15 protein-coding genes and 2 pseudogenes are annotated in these 14039 nt (G+C 71.0%); 4 read left to right on the top strand and 13 right to left on the bottom strand.

Annotated elements, in window-relative coordinates; genetic code table 11:
* A pseudogene (locus tag NS331_RS04650) lies at nucleotides 1–438 on the top strand (IS5/IS1182 family transposase); the annotation flags it as partial.
* A 208-nt stretch (nucleotides 439–646) separates the two neighbouring features.
* Nucleotides 647–805: pseudogene (locus tag NS331_RS27085) on the top strand (IS5/IS1182 family transposase); the annotation flags it as partial.
* A gap of 193 nt (nucleotides 806–998) precedes the next feature.
* Here the strand turns inward: NS331_RS27085 and NS331_RS25380 are convergent.
* The 6 genes from NS331_RS25380 to NS331_RS04620 all read right to left on the bottom strand — a co-directional run bounded on the left by NS331_RS25380 (nucleotide 999) and on the right by NS331_RS04620 (nucleotide 7615).
* Nucleotides 999–1247: a cysteine-rich CWC family protein gene (locus NS331_RS25380; RefSeq protein WP_082702255.1), complete on the bottom strand. Its 249-nt coding sequence runs from the start codon at nucleotides 1245–1247 to the stop codon at nucleotides 999–1001.
* Nucleotides 1240–2259 (bottom strand): serine/threonine protein kinase, encoded by a 1020-nt coding sequence (locus tag NS331_RS04640; RefSeq protein WP_058640845.1) that lies wholly within the window; start codon nucleotides 2257–2259, stop codon nucleotides 1240–1242. The genes NS331_RS25380 and NS331_RS04640 overlap by 8 nt, the downstream gene beginning before the upstream one ends.
* Before the next feature lie 122 nt (nucleotides 2260–2381).
* Nucleotides 2382–3497: a DUF2855 family protein gene (locus NS331_RS04635; RefSeq protein WP_058640844.1), complete on the bottom strand. Its 1116-nt coding sequence runs from the start codon at nucleotides 3495–3497 to the stop codon at nucleotides 2382–2384.
* Between the two features lie 134 nt (nucleotides 3498–3631).
* Nucleotides 3632–4762 carry a CaiB/BaiF CoA transferase family protein gene (locus tag NS331_RS04630; RefSeq protein WP_058640843.1) on the bottom strand — a complete coding sequence of 377 codons (1131 nt, stop codon included), beginning with the start codon at nucleotides 4760–4762 and terminating at the stop codon, nucleotides 3632–3634.
* A 16-nt stretch (nucleotides 4763–4778) separates the two neighbouring features.
* Entirely contained in the window at nucleotides 4779–5765 is a 987-nt protein-coding gene (locus NS331_RS04625; protein ID WP_058640842.1) for a Bug family tripartite tricarboxylate transporter substrate binding protein, read from the bottom strand.
* Between the two features lie 140 nt (nucleotides 5766–5905).
* Complete coding sequence (locus tag NS331_RS04620; protein ID WP_242873650.1) at nucleotides 5906–7615, bottom strand: acyl-CoA dehydrogenase family protein; 1710 nt, start codon at nucleotides 7613–7615, stop codon at nucleotides 5906–5908.
* 124 nt (nucleotides 7616–7739) lie between these two features.
* Here NS331_RS04620 and NS331_RS04615 point away from each other — a divergent pair, with 124 nt between their 5' ends.
* A complete protein-coding gene (locus NS331_RS04615) occupies nucleotides 7740–8627 on the top strand; it encodes a LysR family transcriptional regulator (RefSeq protein ID WP_058640840.1) in 888 nt (295 codons plus the stop codon).
* Nucleotides 8628–8650: 23 nt separating this feature from the next.
* Here NS331_RS04615 and NS331_RS04610 read toward each other — a convergent pair whose 3' ends face one another.
* The 5 genes from NS331_RS04610 to NS331_RS04590 form a co-directional block, all read right to left on the bottom strand.
* Nucleotides 8651–9628, bottom strand: coding sequence for an alpha/beta hydrolase family protein (locus NS331_RS04610; RefSeq protein WP_058640839.1), 978 nt, complete (start codon nucleotides 9626–9628; stop codon nucleotides 8651–8653).
* Nucleotides 9625–10512: an AraC family transcriptional regulator gene (locus tag NS331_RS04605; protein WP_058640838.1), complete on the bottom strand. Its 888-nt coding sequence runs from the start codon at nucleotides 10510–10512 to the stop codon at nucleotides 9625–9627. Before NS331_RS04605 ends, NS331_RS04610 begins: the two co-directional genes overlap by 4 nt.
* 132 nt (nucleotides 10513–10644) lie before the next feature.
* Complete coding sequence (locus NS331_RS04600; protein WP_058640837.1) at nucleotides 10645–11070, bottom strand: organic hydroperoxide resistance protein; 426 nt, start codon at nucleotides 11068–11070, stop codon at nucleotides 10645–10647.
* A 51-nt stretch (nucleotides 11071–11121) separates the two neighbouring features.
* Nucleotides 11122–11571, bottom strand: coding sequence for a MarR family winged helix-turn-helix transcriptional regulator (locus NS331_RS04595; RefSeq protein WP_058640836.1), 450 nt, complete (start codon nucleotides 11569–11571; stop codon nucleotides 11122–11124).
* Nucleotides 11572–11680: 109 nt separating this feature from the next.
* Nucleotides 11681–12499 (bottom strand): crotonase/enoyl-CoA hydratase family protein, encoded by an 819-nt coding sequence (locus NS331_RS04590; RefSeq protein ID WP_058640835.1) that lies wholly within the window; start codon nucleotides 12497–12499, stop codon nucleotides 11681–11683.
* Between the two features lie 175 nt (nucleotides 12500–12674).
* Here NS331_RS04590 and arfB point away from each other — a divergent pair, with 175 nt between their 5' ends.
* Complete coding sequence (gene arfB, locus NS331_RS04585; RefSeq protein ID WP_058640834.1) at nucleotides 12675–13079, top strand: alternative ribosome rescue aminoacyl-tRNA hydrolase ArfB; 405 nt, start codon at nucleotides 12675–12677, stop codon at nucleotides 13077–13079.
* Here the strand turns inward: arfB and NS331_RS04580 are convergent.
* Complete coding sequence (locus NS331_RS04580) at nucleotides 13070–13369, bottom strand: hypothetical protein (protein WP_058640833.1); 300 nt, start codon at nucleotides 13367–13369, stop codon at nucleotides 13070–13072. The two genes, arfB and NS331_RS04580, sit on opposite strands and share 10 nt — an antisense overlap.
* Nucleotides 13370–13549: 180 nt before the next feature.
* Complete coding sequence (locus tag NS331_RS04575) at nucleotides 13550–13954, bottom strand: hypothetical protein (RefSeq protein ID WP_058640832.1); 405 nt, start codon at nucleotides 13952–13954, stop codon at nucleotides 13550–13552.
* Nucleotides 13955–14039: the final 85 nt, after the last annotated feature.

Genomic DNA, 14039 nt, shown 5'->3' with positions numbered 1-14039 from the left:
TCGATGCCGGGCAATCCGTAGGACGGTCACACGCTGGCCGAGACGCTGGAGCAGGTGGGCATCCTCACCGGGACGGACAGGCCGCCGGCGACGGCCATCGTGGACAGGGGCTACAAGGGCGTGAAGCTCGAAGGGGTCCGCATCCTGATGGCAGGCCAGAAGCGCGGGATCACTCGGACGCTGCAGGCCATGATCAAACGGCGCAGCGCCATCGAGCCGACCATCGGGCACATGAAGATGGACGGTCGCCTCGCTCGCAACCCGCTCAAGGGCGCGCTGGGCGACGCGCTGCACGCGGTGATGTGCGGCGCCGGGCACAACCTGCGCCTGATCCTGGCCGCGCTGCGGCTTTATTGCTCCCGCATAGCGCTGTTCATGCAAGACGTCATCGCCGCGCTGATCGCCCATTCGCTCAACAACCGCGCTGCTTGCGGCTGAGAACGGGGGAATTGTTCAGGGCGGACTTCTTATGTCCTTGCCCGCGGTGAACTGAAGGCCGAGCATGAGGCTGTGAAGAAGACGAACCTGGGCCTGCCGTTGTCAACCAAGCGCAAGCGCCTCGACACGATGGACTGGGAGGTTGCCCTGTGCAGGACTGCGCCGAGCGCTTGAACCCACAACCAACGCGGTAGATGCACTGAACTAAAAGATCGAGCGGCTGAATGCAGGCGTGCTAGCCAAAGTCGAACACCCATTTCGGGTGAGCAAGCACCAGTTCGTTCATGTAAGGTGCGCTACTACGGCTTGGCTGAGAACACGGCACAGTTGAAGGTGCTGTTTGCTGAGCAGTTTGTGGATGGTCAGGCATGCGTCGATGGCCGAGGTGCGCTCGGCAGCGGCGCGACAGCCACGCGAAGCGCGAAACCGGCGACTTTGGCGCCTTTGTCGACCCCGCCCCGGCGCCATCGCTGACTGGACCGACCCACCCGGCGCAGTCTCCACCGCACCAAACCTTCAAACCTTTTCAGCCCGCGGCGCAACGGTTGGTGAAGAGCCTCCTAGAGCTGGGCACCCACGGCAGTGACTTTGTCAATGCAGTCCCGGCAAATGCAGGCGAGCCCCTGCGCTTGCGCCGGCACCTGCGCGCGCAGGGCGGCCGGCACCGCCGTCGTCATGCACCAGCAGTCGGTGCAGGGCTCGCCGCTGCAGCGCGCCGCTTCGGCGCCGCAGGCGTTGGGCTGGCCGCACAAGGGGCAGCGGCTGGGAGCGATGGCAGCACCGTCGTGAGCGGGCGAGGGCTCAGGCATACAAGGGCTCCTCGGCCATCGCCTCGCACTGGTCCTGCAGCATCTGGATCTGGCCCTTCCAGTAGTCGCTGCTGCCGAACCACGGGAAGTTGATCGGGAAGATCGGGTCCTGCCAGCGCCGCGCCAGCCAGGCGCTGTAGTGCAGCAGGCGCAGGGTGCGCAGCGGCTCGATCAGCGCCAGCTCGCGGCGGTCGAATTCGCGCATCTGCTCGTAGCCGTCGAGCAGGCCCGACAGCTGCGCCGTGCGCTGCGCGCGGTCGCCGGAGAGCAGCATCCACAGGTCCTGCACGGCCAGGCCGGTGCGGGCGTCGTCCAGGTCCACGAAGTGCGGGCCGCCGCCGGGGCGGTCGGTGGGCGTCCAGAGGATGTTGCCGGGGTGGCAGTCGCCGTGCACGCGCAGCCAGCGCAGGTCGCCGGCGGGCTTGGTCGTGTCGAGCGCAGTGGCGGCGATCATGGCCAGCGCCTCGTTGCAGGCGGCTTCCCATGCCTTCTGCACGTCCAGCGGCACCATGTCGTGCGCCAGCAGCCAGTCGCGCGAGGCGGTGCCGAAGCTGGCCAGGTCCAGCGCGGGCCGCTCGGCGAAAGGCTTGTCGCGGCCCACGGCATGGATGCGCGCCAGGAAGCGGCCCACCCATTCGAGCACCTCGAAGTCGTCGAGCTCGGGCGCGCGCCCGCCGCGCGAGGGGCTGACGGCAAAGGCGAAGCCGCCGTGGTGGTGCAGGGTGCGGCCTTCCAGCGCCAGCGGCGCGACCACGGGAATGTCGGCCGCGGCCAGCTCGGTGGCGAAGTCGTGCTCCTCCTGGATCTGCGCATCGCGCCAGCGGCCGGGCCGGTAGAACTTGACGACCACGTTGGACCGGTCTTCCAGGCCCACCTGGTAGACGCGGTTCTCGTAGGAATTGAGCGTCAGCAGCCGGCCGTCGCCGTACAGGCCAACGCTGGCCAGGGCGTCGAGCACGGCGTCCGGCGTGAGGGATTCATAAGGATGGGCCGTGGTCGGGGTGTCGGGCATCGGGCCATTGTCGGCGTCGGGGTGCGGGTCAGCGCTTCGGCAATGCCTTGCCCGTACCAAGGTCGGCCGCGCCGCGCCCCCGTGCCACGCGGTCCGGGACCTGCGTCCCGCCGCGCCGAGGATCAGGCCGCCAGCGACACCACGTGCGCCGCGCGCGGATCGCCGCGGCCGTGCATCACCGTGGGCCACAGCGCCTGCAGCGCCGAGCCGCCGCGGTGCTGCGCGACCTGCAGCCACGGCGCATCGGCCCGCATGGCGCGGGCGGTGAAGGCCTGCCAGCCCTGCGCCAGCTTCTGGCCGAAGGCCTCGGCGCCCCATTCGCCGGTGCGCTTCCTGATCTGTGTCGGCGCGAAGAAGAAGGTGGCGCGCGGGCCGGGCAGCGTCTTGGCCGCGCCCTCGGGCGCGCGCTGGTCCACGTGCGTGTTGCCGATGACCATGCTGTAGCGCAGCTGGCCGAAGCGCTCGTGGATGGCCCGGCGCAGTTCGCCGTTGCCGGCGAAGTCCACGTAGACGCAGGGCGTGTCGGCGGCGATGCGGTCCAGTTCGCCGTAGGCCATCACCTCGTCGTAGCAGCCAAGGCTTTCGCAAAAGGCGCGGTTGCCGTCGGACGTGAGGCCGACCACGCGCACGTCGGGCCGCTGCGCGAGCTGGAAGGCGGTGCCATAGGCGGTCTTGCTCGACGCGCTGGAGAGCAGCACCGTGGCCCGGCCGCCCTCGGCCGCGCCGAAGAAGGCGTTGTCGCCCAGGAAGTCGTCGATCAGCCAGGAGGTGATGAACAGCGGCCGCAGCAGGGCCTGGATGTCCTCGGTGTCGGCGGTGTAGAGCGGATCGCTGGCACAGCGGAAGTACTGGTTGTAGACCGCCGGCAGCTCGGCCCGGTGCGAGGCCATGTCGGTGAAGCGCTCCGGCGACAGCCGGCGGGGCGTGAGCACCACCTTGGACGAGGTGGGAAAGAAGCCGTACACCCGCTCGCCCACCGCCACGCCCGCATGGGTGGACTGCAGCACCCGCGCGAAGCCCCACACCGGCACGAAGCGCCAGGCCTCGTCGCCGGTCGGAAAGAAGCGCCAGTAGCCCATGGCATCGCCGAAGGCGGCATAGGTGATGTTGTTGGCGGTCAGTGCGAAGCGGTCGATGCCCAGCCGGATCTGGCCGGGTTCGAGCGGGGTGTCCTCGCGCTCGCGCAGCTGCGTCTGGCCGAGGTCGGTGGGATGGACGAGGAAGTCGGTGGTGGGCATGCGGCAGGTCTCCGGCAGGGGAGTGCGCACCTTAGCGGCTGTGTGCCGAGGCCGCGACCGTGCAAGCGTGAATGCCGTCACTTGCGTGACGGCGCGGTGCGCCGGTGCCGGGCCGTGGCATGCCGTGAGAAGCGTCAGTCCCGCGGTGCGAATGCCGTGCCCGGCGTCAGCGGCACGTGCCGGTAGCTCGCCGGCGTGCGGTCCAGCTTGATGGGCGAGCCCAGCCCGCGCCAGCCGCCTTCCATCTCCACCACCATGCCGCGGTGCGCCGTGTGCGGGTGGCGCAGCGCCGATTCCACGTCCAGCACCGGCGCGGCGGGCACGCCGGCGGCCATCAGGTCCTCGACCAACGCACGGCCGTCCAGGGCGGCCATCTGCGCCTCCAGCACCGCCTTGAGCGCATTGCGGTTCGCCGAGCGGGCGCCGGCGGTCGCGTAGTCCGCATCGGCGGAAAGGTCGGGCAGGCCGATCACGCGGCAGAAGGCGCCGAACTGGCGGTCGTTGCCCACGGCCACGAACACCGGGTCGGTGCCGGTGCGCAGCGCGTCGTAAGGGTAGATGTTGGGATGGGCGTTGCCCGTGCGCTTCGGCGCGCGTCCGTCCATGAACCAGTTGGCGGCATGCGGGTGCAGCAATGCCAGGCCGCTGTCGTACAGCGCCGCCTCCACCAACTGGCCGCGGCCACTGCGTTCGCGCTCCTGCAGGGCCATCAGCACGCCCAGCGCGGCATTCATGCCGGTGACCATGTCGACCACCGGCAGGCCCACGCGCAGCGGGCCGCCGTCGGCCTCGCCGTTGATGCTCATGATGCCGGTCATGGCCTGCACCGCGGCGTCGTAGCCGGGCAGCGCGCCCAGCGGGCCGTCGCTGCCGAAGCCGGTGACGCGGCACCACACGAGGCGCGGGAAGCGCTGCGACAGCTCGGCCTGGCCGATGCCCCAGCGTTCCATGGTGCCGGTCTTGAAGTTCTCGATCAGCACGTCGGCCTCGGCCACCAGGGCCAGCAGTCGCTCGCGGTCTTCCGCGGTCGTCAGGTCCAGGTGCTGGATGCGCTTGTTGCGGTTGAGGCCGTGGTAGTACGAGGCCACGCCATCGCGGAAGGGCGGGCCCCAGGTGCGGGTGTCGTCGCCGCCCGGCGGCTCCACCTTGAGCACGTCGGCGCCGTGGTCGCCCAGGATCTGGCCGCAGTACGGGCCGCCGAGGATGCGCGACAGGTCGAGCACGCGGATGCCGGCCAGCGCGCCGGGTTGGGAAGGCAGGTGCATGGAAAGGGTCCGTGCTTCAGTCGAGCTGCGCGCCGGACTGCGCGACCACGCCCTTCCACTTGGCCGTCTCCGTCGCAATGAAGCGGGCCAGCTGCTGCGGCGAGGTGTCGGGCGCGGGCTCCAGGCCCTGCGCGTCGAAGGACTGCTTGACCTTGGGCGAGGCCAGCACCTCGGCGAACTGCCGGTTGAGCAGCGCGATGCGGTCGGCCGGCGTGCCGGCCGGCGCCACGATGCCGAAGAACACGCTGACGTCGTAACCCTTGTAGCCCTGCTCGGCGATGGTCGGCACCTCAGGCAGCGCCCGCGAGCGGCTGGCCGTGGCCACGCCCAGGGCGCGCAGCTTGCCGGCCTTGATGTAGGGCAGGGCGGTGAGGATGTCGGTGAAGGTCATGCTCACCTGCCCGCCCAGCAGGTCGTTGAGGGCCGGACCGGTGCCCTTGTACGGGACGTGCAGGATCTCCGTGCCCGCCATGCTGTTGAACAGCACGCCCGCCAGGTGCGAGGAGGCGCCGTTGCCCGACGAGGCATAGCTGAGCTTGTTGGGGTTGGCCTTGGCGTAGGCCACCAGTTCCTTCACGTCCCTGGCCGGCAGCGCGGGGTTGACCACCAGGATGTTGGGCAGGTGCCCCACCTGGATGACGGGCGCGAAGCTCCTGGTGGGGTCGTAGCCGATGCGGCGGTACAGGCTCACGTTGATGGCCAGCGGGCCCGAGGTGCCGAACATCAGCGTGTGGCCGTCGGCCTCGGCGCGCGCCACGTACTCTGCGCCGATGTTGCCGCCGGCGCCCGCGCGGTTCTCCACCACCATGGGTTGGCCCAGGCGGGTGCTCATCTCGGCGGCCAGCGTGCGCGCCATGGCGTCGGTGGGGCCGCCGGGCGGGAAGGGCACCACCAGCATCACGGGCTTGGAGGGAAAGGGCGCTTGTGCCAAAGCCGAGGGCATGAACGCGGCGGCGGTGGCGGCCAGTGCGAACTGGCGGCGGCGAAGCAGGGCTTGGGGCATGGGTGTCTCCGGGTCGTTGTGGTGGACAGGGTCGAGAAAGAGGCCTGGCTTGCGAGCCCCTGGGCAGGGGTGTTTGCGCGGCGGCAGATTCGATGACGGCCCCACGGCCGTGATGCGAAGCCGGGCGGCCGCGTGGCGCCTCAGGCGGTCGCCGGCAGGGCTGTGGTCGAGCCGGCCTGCCAACTCGTGGGCAGCGCATCGGGCGCCAGCGGGTCGCGCGGCAGCACGCGGTGCAGCAGCGCCAGCTGCGCCCAGCGCAGCCGATCGGCCGAGCCGGTGCGCACCGCCTCCCAGGCCATGGCGGCGGCGCTGGTGCAGTGGTAGAGGGCCGAGGCCGCCTGCCGCGCCAGCACGTCGCCGCCGTCCTGCGCGGCCGTTTCGGCCAGTGCGCAGGCCCGGTCCATGGCCTCGCGCAGCGCCTGCGCGAAGGCCGGCGCGAGCGAGGCGCCGGCATCGGACAGCAATGCCTCGACATGCGCGCGCAGCACCGGCAGCGAGCCTTCGCGGCGGATGGCGCGCAGCACGTCCAGCGCCACGATGTTGCTGGTGCCTTCCCAGATCGAGCCCAGGTGCGCATCGCGCACCAGGCGCGGATCGCTCCATTCCTCGATGTAGCCGCAGCCGCCGCGCACCTCCATGGCGTCGCCGGTCACCTTGCGCGCATCGCGGCAGGCGCGGAACTTGATGAGCGGCGTGAGGATGCGCAGCAGCGCATAGGCCTGCGCATCGCCGCCGTCGGAGCGCTCCAGCGTGCGAGCCGTCTGGAAGACCATGGTGCGGGCCTGCTCGGCCGGCACGCGCAGCTTGTCGAGCTGGCGCTGCATCAGCGGCATCTGTGCCAGCGTGCGGCCGAAGGCGCGGCGCTCGCGGGCGATGAACTCGGCCTCGGCCACCGCACGGCGCATCAGACCGGCGGCACGCACGCCGTTGGACAGGCGCGAGTTGTTGACCATGTCGGCCATCTGCACGAAGCCGCGGCCGGGCTCGCCCACCAGATGCGCGATGGCGCCATCGAGCCAGATCTCGCCGCTGGCCATGGAGCGCGTGCCCAGCTTGTTCTTGAGCCGCACGATGCGGTAGTGGTTGAGCGCGCCGTTCGGCAGCCGCCGCGGCAGCAGGAAGAGCGAGACGCCCTTCATGCCCGCGGGCGCGCCGTCGGCGCGCGCCAGCACCATGGCGAAGTCGGCGTCGGGGTTGGAGCAGAACCACTTGTCGCCCGACAAGCGCCACTGTCCGGCCTCGTCCTGCCAGGCACGCGTCTCGGTGGCGGCGATGTCGGAGCCGGCGGCCTGCTCGGTCATGAACATGGCGCCCTGGGCCAGTTCGTCGAAGTCCAGCGAGGTCAGCCGCGGCAGGAAGCGCGCCACCAGCTCGGGGCTGCCGAATTTGCGCAGCGTGCGGGTGAGCGAGTCGGTCATCGAGACCGGGCAGCACAGCCCGAACTCGGCCTGGACGAAGAGAAAGGTCAGCGCGTACTTCACCGCGGGCGGCATCTTGCCGCGCCAGCCCAGCGTCTCCTCGCGGTGCGACATGGCGCCCAGCCCGAATTCGGCCAGCGCCAGGCGTTCCATCTCCACATAGGCCGGATGCTTGACGATGCGCTGCTCGTCCTGGCCGGTGCGGCTGCGCAGGCTCAGCATGGGCGGGTTCTGGTCGGCGGTGGCGGCCAGCGTGTCCAGCGGGCCACCGGCCAGGGCGCCCAGCCGGTGCAGATGCGGCTGCAGGTGGGCCAGCAGCGGCGCGGGCAGGTACAGCGCCAGCAGGCGTTGCAGCTCGGCGTCCGTGGTGTAGAGGTTCTGGCCGTGGCGGTCGGGAATGGCGGCGGTTGCGGACGGGTGGTGCTCGGGCATGGCGCTTGTCTCCGGAGTTGTGCCTGCCATGCGTCGGCTGCCAGCAGGCTTCCCCACATTGTTGGAAGCCGATCCATGCACGTCTAATATCGTTTGACACATGTTCCATTCGAAGGAGCTATCGATGGACCTGCGGCAGTTGCGCTACTTCGCCGTGCTGGCCGAGGAACTGCACTTCGGCCGCGCGGCGCAGCGGCTAGCCATCTCGCAGCCGCCGCTGTCGGTGGCCATCCGCCAGCTGGAGGCACGCCTGGACGCGCGCCTCTTCGAGCGCACCAGCAAGGCCGTGCGCCTCACGCCGGCCGGCCTGGCGCTGCAGGCCTCGGCCGCCCGGCTGCTGGCGCAGGCCGCCGAGGCGGCGCAGGAGGTGCGCGACGTGGCCGAGGGCTCGGCGGGCCGGCTGCGGGTGGGCTTCGTCGGCGCCATGCTCTACCGCGGGCTGCCGCAGGCGCTGCGGCGCTTCCAGGCGGCGCATCCGCGGGTGCGGCTCAGCCTGACCGAACTCAACTCCGCCGAGCAGACCGCGCGGCTGCACCACGACCAGCTGGACCTGGGCTTCATCCACACCAGCCGCATCCCCGACGAACTGGCGCAGCGGCTCCTGGTGCGCGAGCCCTTCGTCTGCTGCTTGCCCAGCGGCCATGCGCTGGCGCGCCGGCGCGAGGTGGCGCTGTCGGCGCTGCGCGACCAGCCGCTGGTGCTCTTCTCGCGCGAGGCTTCGCCCGACTACCACGGGCGCATCCTGGACCTGTGCGTGGCCGCCGGCTTCGTGCCCCAGGTGCGGCACGAGGTGCGCCACTGGCTGGCCGTGCTGGCGCTGGTGGCCGAAGGCCTGGGCGTGGGGCTGGTGCCGGCGGCCATGCAGCGCGCCGGGCTGCGTGGCGTGGTGTTCCGCCCGCTGGCCGATGCCTCGGGCCAGTCCGAGGCCCACGCCATCTGGCGCCGCGGCCCGCCGCATGTGCATGCGCAGCGGCTGCTGGCGTTGATGGAGGCCGACGGTGCGCCGAACTGATGGGCGGAGGAGCGCCTGGCCGTTCAGCGTGATGCGGGCGCAGGCAACTGCTGGCGGAAGAAGGCGACAACCGCCGCGTTGAAGCGCTGGTGGAAGGCCGTGCGATCGAAGCCGGGGCCGTCCCTGCAGATCTCGGGCGCCATGCGCGTGAACGCGGCCGAACACGGCGCCAGGAATGCGAAGTGCGCTGCGCCCTCGGCCACGTGCCATTGCGGCGGTGTGGTCAGGCCGTCGCGCACGGCGGCCACGCTCTCGGGCGTGACGCCATCGCCGCCGAACTGCGAAGCCCACAGTTGCACCGGCACGCGCACATTCCGCAGACCGGGAGCGGCGAACACGCCCAGCGGGTCGACCACCACCGCGGCCCGGATGCGCGCATCCGGCACGGGCGGCGGCGGCACTTCGCCGCGGGCCGCTTCCTGGCACAGCGGCACTTTCGAACTGGTGGGGCACAGGTCGCGCCGCAGCGTCCAGTCCGGTTGCGCACCGATCAGTGCCAGGGCGGTGTAGCCGCCTCGTGAGAAGCCGAAGATACCGACGCGCTCCGGGTCCAGCAACGCATTGTCCGGCCAGCGCCCCAGCATGTGGTTGATGAGCCGCCGCAAGTCCACTGGCCGCGTGGCGAAGGCGGACAGGTGGGCCTGCCGGCTCAGGTCGCGGAAGTTGTCCCCGGGGTGGTTGATGGCGGCGACGACGAAGCCAGCATCGGCCAGGGCGGCGGCCGTGTCGTGGTGGCCGAGCGCCGAGCCACCCGTGCCGTGCGACATCACGACCAGCGGCAACCGGTCGCCGGCCACGGGGCAGTCGCGCACCCCCTTCACCACGAGCGGATCGAGCATCAGGTCCGTGGCGGGCGTGGCGCACGGCGACCAGACGGCGCCCTGCAACGCAGGACCATCGACACCCGCGGGCACGTTGATGAACGCCAGGCCGGCCGCGTGGCTGCTCACGCCGACCAGGGCAAGCAGGAAGGAGAACAGGGCGGAGCGAAGAGGGTTCATTGGTCGACGGCGGTGCGGATGGGAATGAACAGGTCCGTGCGCAGATCGGCCGGGGCGGCGTTGCGCGGCGAATTCAGGTAGTGCTCCAGCGCGAGCCGGTCGTCCGGCTCGAAGCCGCTGGCAGGCAGCCAGCGGGCATAGAGGGCGTCGAAGGCGGCGCCGATACGCGTGTAGGGGCCGGCCAGCCGGTGGCGGGCATAGCGGCCGGCTGGAATGGTGAGCGCTTGCAGTTCGGAATGGCCGGACGGGCCGAGCTTTGCCGGCGCTGCGGCGGCGTGGTAGATCAGTCCCGCCTGCGGGTCGTCCGGGTCGTCGCACACCATGCCCAGCCAGACGGTGCCGGGGGCCTCGCCCAGCAACAGGTGCAGCCGCCGCTGAGTGTGCGGAATCATGGCGGCGGGCCCCTGATGCCGCAGCGCCAGGACCTGCTGGGCCGGACGCTCCACGATCTGCACGGCGCTGGACGACGCCCGCGCTTCCTTCGGCTCCGCAGGATCTGCGGAAAAACCCCCTCCTGCATCGTCGCCCATCGCCAGCCGATGCATGGCCTGCTGGAAGGCACTGGGCGGCTGACCGCTGAACTGGCTGAAGGCGCGGGAGAAGGCCTGCGGGCTGTCGTAGCCCGTGGCGAGCGCAACCTCGGTGACGCTGCGGGTGCCGTCCTGAAGCAGGCGTGCCGCCTGTGCCAAACGCAGCCGCCGCACCGTGGCAGCCACACTTTCGCCGGTGACGCTGGCATAGATGCGGTGAAAGTGCCACGGCGAGAAATGCGCCATAGCGGCCAGTGCATCGAGGCGGTGCTCGGCCATCGGGTGCGCCACGATATGGGCCACCACCCGGGCGACCCGCTCCCTGTAGCGCGTCTCTGCGCGGCTTGTTTTCATGCGGCGAGTGTGCCGGCGTGTCGAAGGCGCTGCTTAGCCGTATTTGCGCAAATGCCGACGCCCGGCCGCCCGTGCCCAAATGAAAAACGCCACCCGAAGGTGGCGTCTTTCATCGCAAGGCGACTGCGGCGATCAGGCGATCGACAGCTCGACGTCGACGTTGCCGCGGGTGGCGTTGGAGTAGGGGCACACCTCGTGGGCCGCATCCACCAGCTTCTTCTTCTGCTCGTCGTCCAGGCCCGGCAGCGTGATGGCCAGCTTGGCGGCGATGCCGTAGGCGGCGCCGCCCTTGATCGGGCCCAGGGAGACGCTGGCGTCGATGCTCACGTCATCGGGCACCTTCACGCCGACCTTGGGGCCGACGGCCTTCATGGCGCCGATGAAGCAGGCGGAGTAGCCGGCCGCGAACAGCTGCTCGGGGTTGGTGCCGGGCTTGCCGGAGCCGGGGGCGCTCAGCGTCACGTCCAGGGCGCCGTCGCTGGTCTTGCTGGCACCTTCGCGGCCGCCGGTGGTGTGGGCTTCGGCGGTGTAGAGCACTTTTTCGAGCTTGTGGGTCATGGTCTTTCTCCTGGGTTGGGTTGGGAAAACGAGGGAGCAGGCAAAGAACGATCAGGCGGCGGACACGCGGTCGCGCAGCGCCTGCAATTGCCGGGTGAGCTGCGACAGCTCCTCCAGCGAACACTGGCTGGCAGCCAGCAGGCACTGCGGCACCTGCACGGCCCTGGCCCGCAGCGCCCGGCCTTCGGCGGTCAGCCGGATCAGCACGCGCCGCTCGTCGGCCACGTCGCGCATGCGGCTGAGGTAGCCTGTGGTTTCGAGGCGCTTGAGCAGGGGAGTGAGCGTGCCGGAGTCGAGTGACAGCCGTGTGCCGAGGTCCGACACAGTGACGCCGTCGGCCTCCCACAGTGCCAGCATCACCAGATACTGCGGGTAGGTCAACGCCAACTCGTCGAGCAGCGGCTTGTACAGCCGCGTCATGGACAGCGACGCCGAATACAGCGCGAAGCACAGCTGGTTGTCCAGGCTGAGCAGTTCGGCGGTGGTGGGCGTCTTGGGCATGGCCTAGATTATGTGCGCAATTCAATTGCGCGCAAAGTAATTGTGTGCAAACCCATGCCGCGAAAAGGGCGGCTCCCGGGCCGCCCTTGCATTCGTGCAGCCCTGCCGCTCAGCGGCCGGTGAAGCGCGCCGGCCGGCGCTCGACGAAGGCGCGCACGCCCTCGGCCGCGTCCTCGGTGGTCTGCAGGCGCTGCTGCACGGGGCCGAAGTCGGCCACGGCGGCGGCCTGGCCCAGCTCGATGGCCTTGAGCACGTTCAGGCGCGTGGCGACCACGGCCTGCGGCGCCTGCGCGGCGATGCGGCGCGCGATACCCACGGCGGCGTCCAGCACCTCGGCCGCGGGCACGACCTTCTGCACGAAGTTGCAGCGGTAGGCCTCGGCGGCGTCGAACTCGTCGGCCGTGAGCAGATGCAGCAGCGCATTGCCCACGCCGGCGCGCTCGGGCATGCGCAGCGTGGCGCCGCCGGTGGGCAGGATGCAGCGCTGCACCTCCATCTGCGAGAAGCGGCAGTCGTCCGCCGCCACCGTGATGTCGGCGCCCAGCATCAGCTCGATGCCCACCGTGTAGCAGATGCCCTTGACGGCCGCGACCATGGGTTTGGTGCGGCGGCGGTAGCCGGGCAGGCCGAAGTCGTGCGGCTCGACCAGGCCCATGGGCGCGAGCTTCTCGCCGCGGCGCAGGTGCTCCACCACCTGCGGAAGATCGAGCCCGGCGGTGAAGTGGTCGCCGAAGGCATGCAGCACGCCCACGCGCAGTTCGGGCTCGTCGTCCAGCCGGGTGTAGGCCTCGGCCAGCTCTCGGAACATGCGCGGCGTCCAGCCGTTGCGCTTGGCCGGGCGGTTGATGCCGATGAGCAGGATGTGCGTGTCGACGACTTCGCAGCTGATGCAGCCTTCGGGCGGTGGGGCGGGGGTCTGGATGTCCATGGTGGCGGGGCTCCGTCGGTGTGTCGGTGTGTCTCCAGCGGCGGAACATAGGGCATCGGCGCCCCGATGGCGGTCGCGCAGACGACGGCCGATGCACCGGCACGGCGCCGGCGAATCCGTGGATGCCCCGGCCCGCGTATCCGGCAGGGCGCATCCCCTAGACTGGTCGGTCCCCATGCCTTTCACCATCGATCCCCGCGACATCGAGTTCACCGCCGTCCGCGCGCAGGGGCCGGGCGGGCAGAACGTCAACAAGGTCTCGAGTGCGGTCCACCTGCGCTTCGACATCCACCGCTCCGCCCTGCCCGAGGCGGTCAAGGCGCGGCTGCTGCAGCGGCAGGATCAGCGCATCACCAAGGAAGGCGTCATCGTCATCAAGGCGCAGTCCTCACGCAGCCGGGACCAGAACAAGGCGGAGGCGGTGAGCCGGCTGGAGGAGATCGTCGCCGCGGCGGCCACCGAGCGCCGGCCGAGGCGGGCGACCGCGCCGACCTTCGGGTCCCGGCAGCGCCGGCTCGCGTCCAAGGCCTTGCGGTCCACCCTCAAGTCGGGCCGCGGCAAGGTGTCGCTTCAGGGTTGAGTGGGGGTGCTGCGCGCCGGGTCCTGGCGCAGGGCGGTCAGACCCGGCGGCTCGCCGCCCCATTTCATCCAGGCGGCGTCGGTACCGCCGGCCCGCAGGGTGAACTGGTTCCAATGGCCGCCCACGATGGCGCACATGATCACCCCGAAGAGCACCGCCACGCCGAGCAGGGCGGCGTAGGCGAGCACGGTCAGCGCTGGTGTGCCCGGCCAGAGGGAGCGCCCGGCCACCACCGCCAGGGCCGACAGCGCGAGGACGGCAAGGAGAGACTTCAGGATCAGCTTGGCCATGGTGCGTCTCCGTTCGGCGGATGTGGACCCGCCGTGCGGCAGCTTACGCCGCTGAAACCGATTCGCGAAGCGGGGTCGCGCCGACCGGCGTGCGGCCACCGGCTCCGCTTGCGCCCGGCGCGTCAGGGGCTGCGCGCGTTAGGCGCATGCGGGCCACGGGCCGAGCAGCGGAGGGCGCGATCAGTCCGCGCGGCCGCCCAGGCGCTGCAGGCCCATCCAGGCCACGTTCGCCAGGCCGAGGCCGCCCGTGGTGGCGGCCGGCTCGAAGGTGGCGCTCGAGCGCGCGTTCGGCCGCGGGAAGGCGGGGCCCGCCGCGGCGGTGGCCGAGGGCACGCCGATGTCCACCGTCGTGCCGAGGACGCGCTGCGATTGCACCGCGAAAGAGCGGCCGGTGCTCTGCGCCAGGTCCAGGTTGAGCGCGGCGACGGCGGCACCCGCGGCCGTGCGGGCCTGGGGCGCGGATGCACCAGCCGGCGCATCCGTGGCGGCCAGTGGTTCCGCTGCCGACTCTGCGGCCGGCACGGAGGTGGCGGCGCATGCCAGGGACAGGGCCAGGACGGACTGGCGGATTGGCAGGGCGGGCATGGGATGCTCCTTCGGAAAAGGGGGGAAGTCCCGCAGCAGCGGGACGCCGGATCGGTGCCGCGAATGCAGGCAGGCAGGCAGGCAG

It is taken from the genome of Pseudacidovorax intermedius (genome assembly GCF_001476815.1).
Classification (GTDB): Bacteria; Pseudomonadota; Gammaproteobacteria; order Burkholderiales; family Burkholderiaceae_C; genus Xenophilus; species Xenophilus intermedius_A.
Note: the sequence above shows the minus strand (reverse complement) of the source record. Positions and strands in the feature narration are given on the sequence as shown.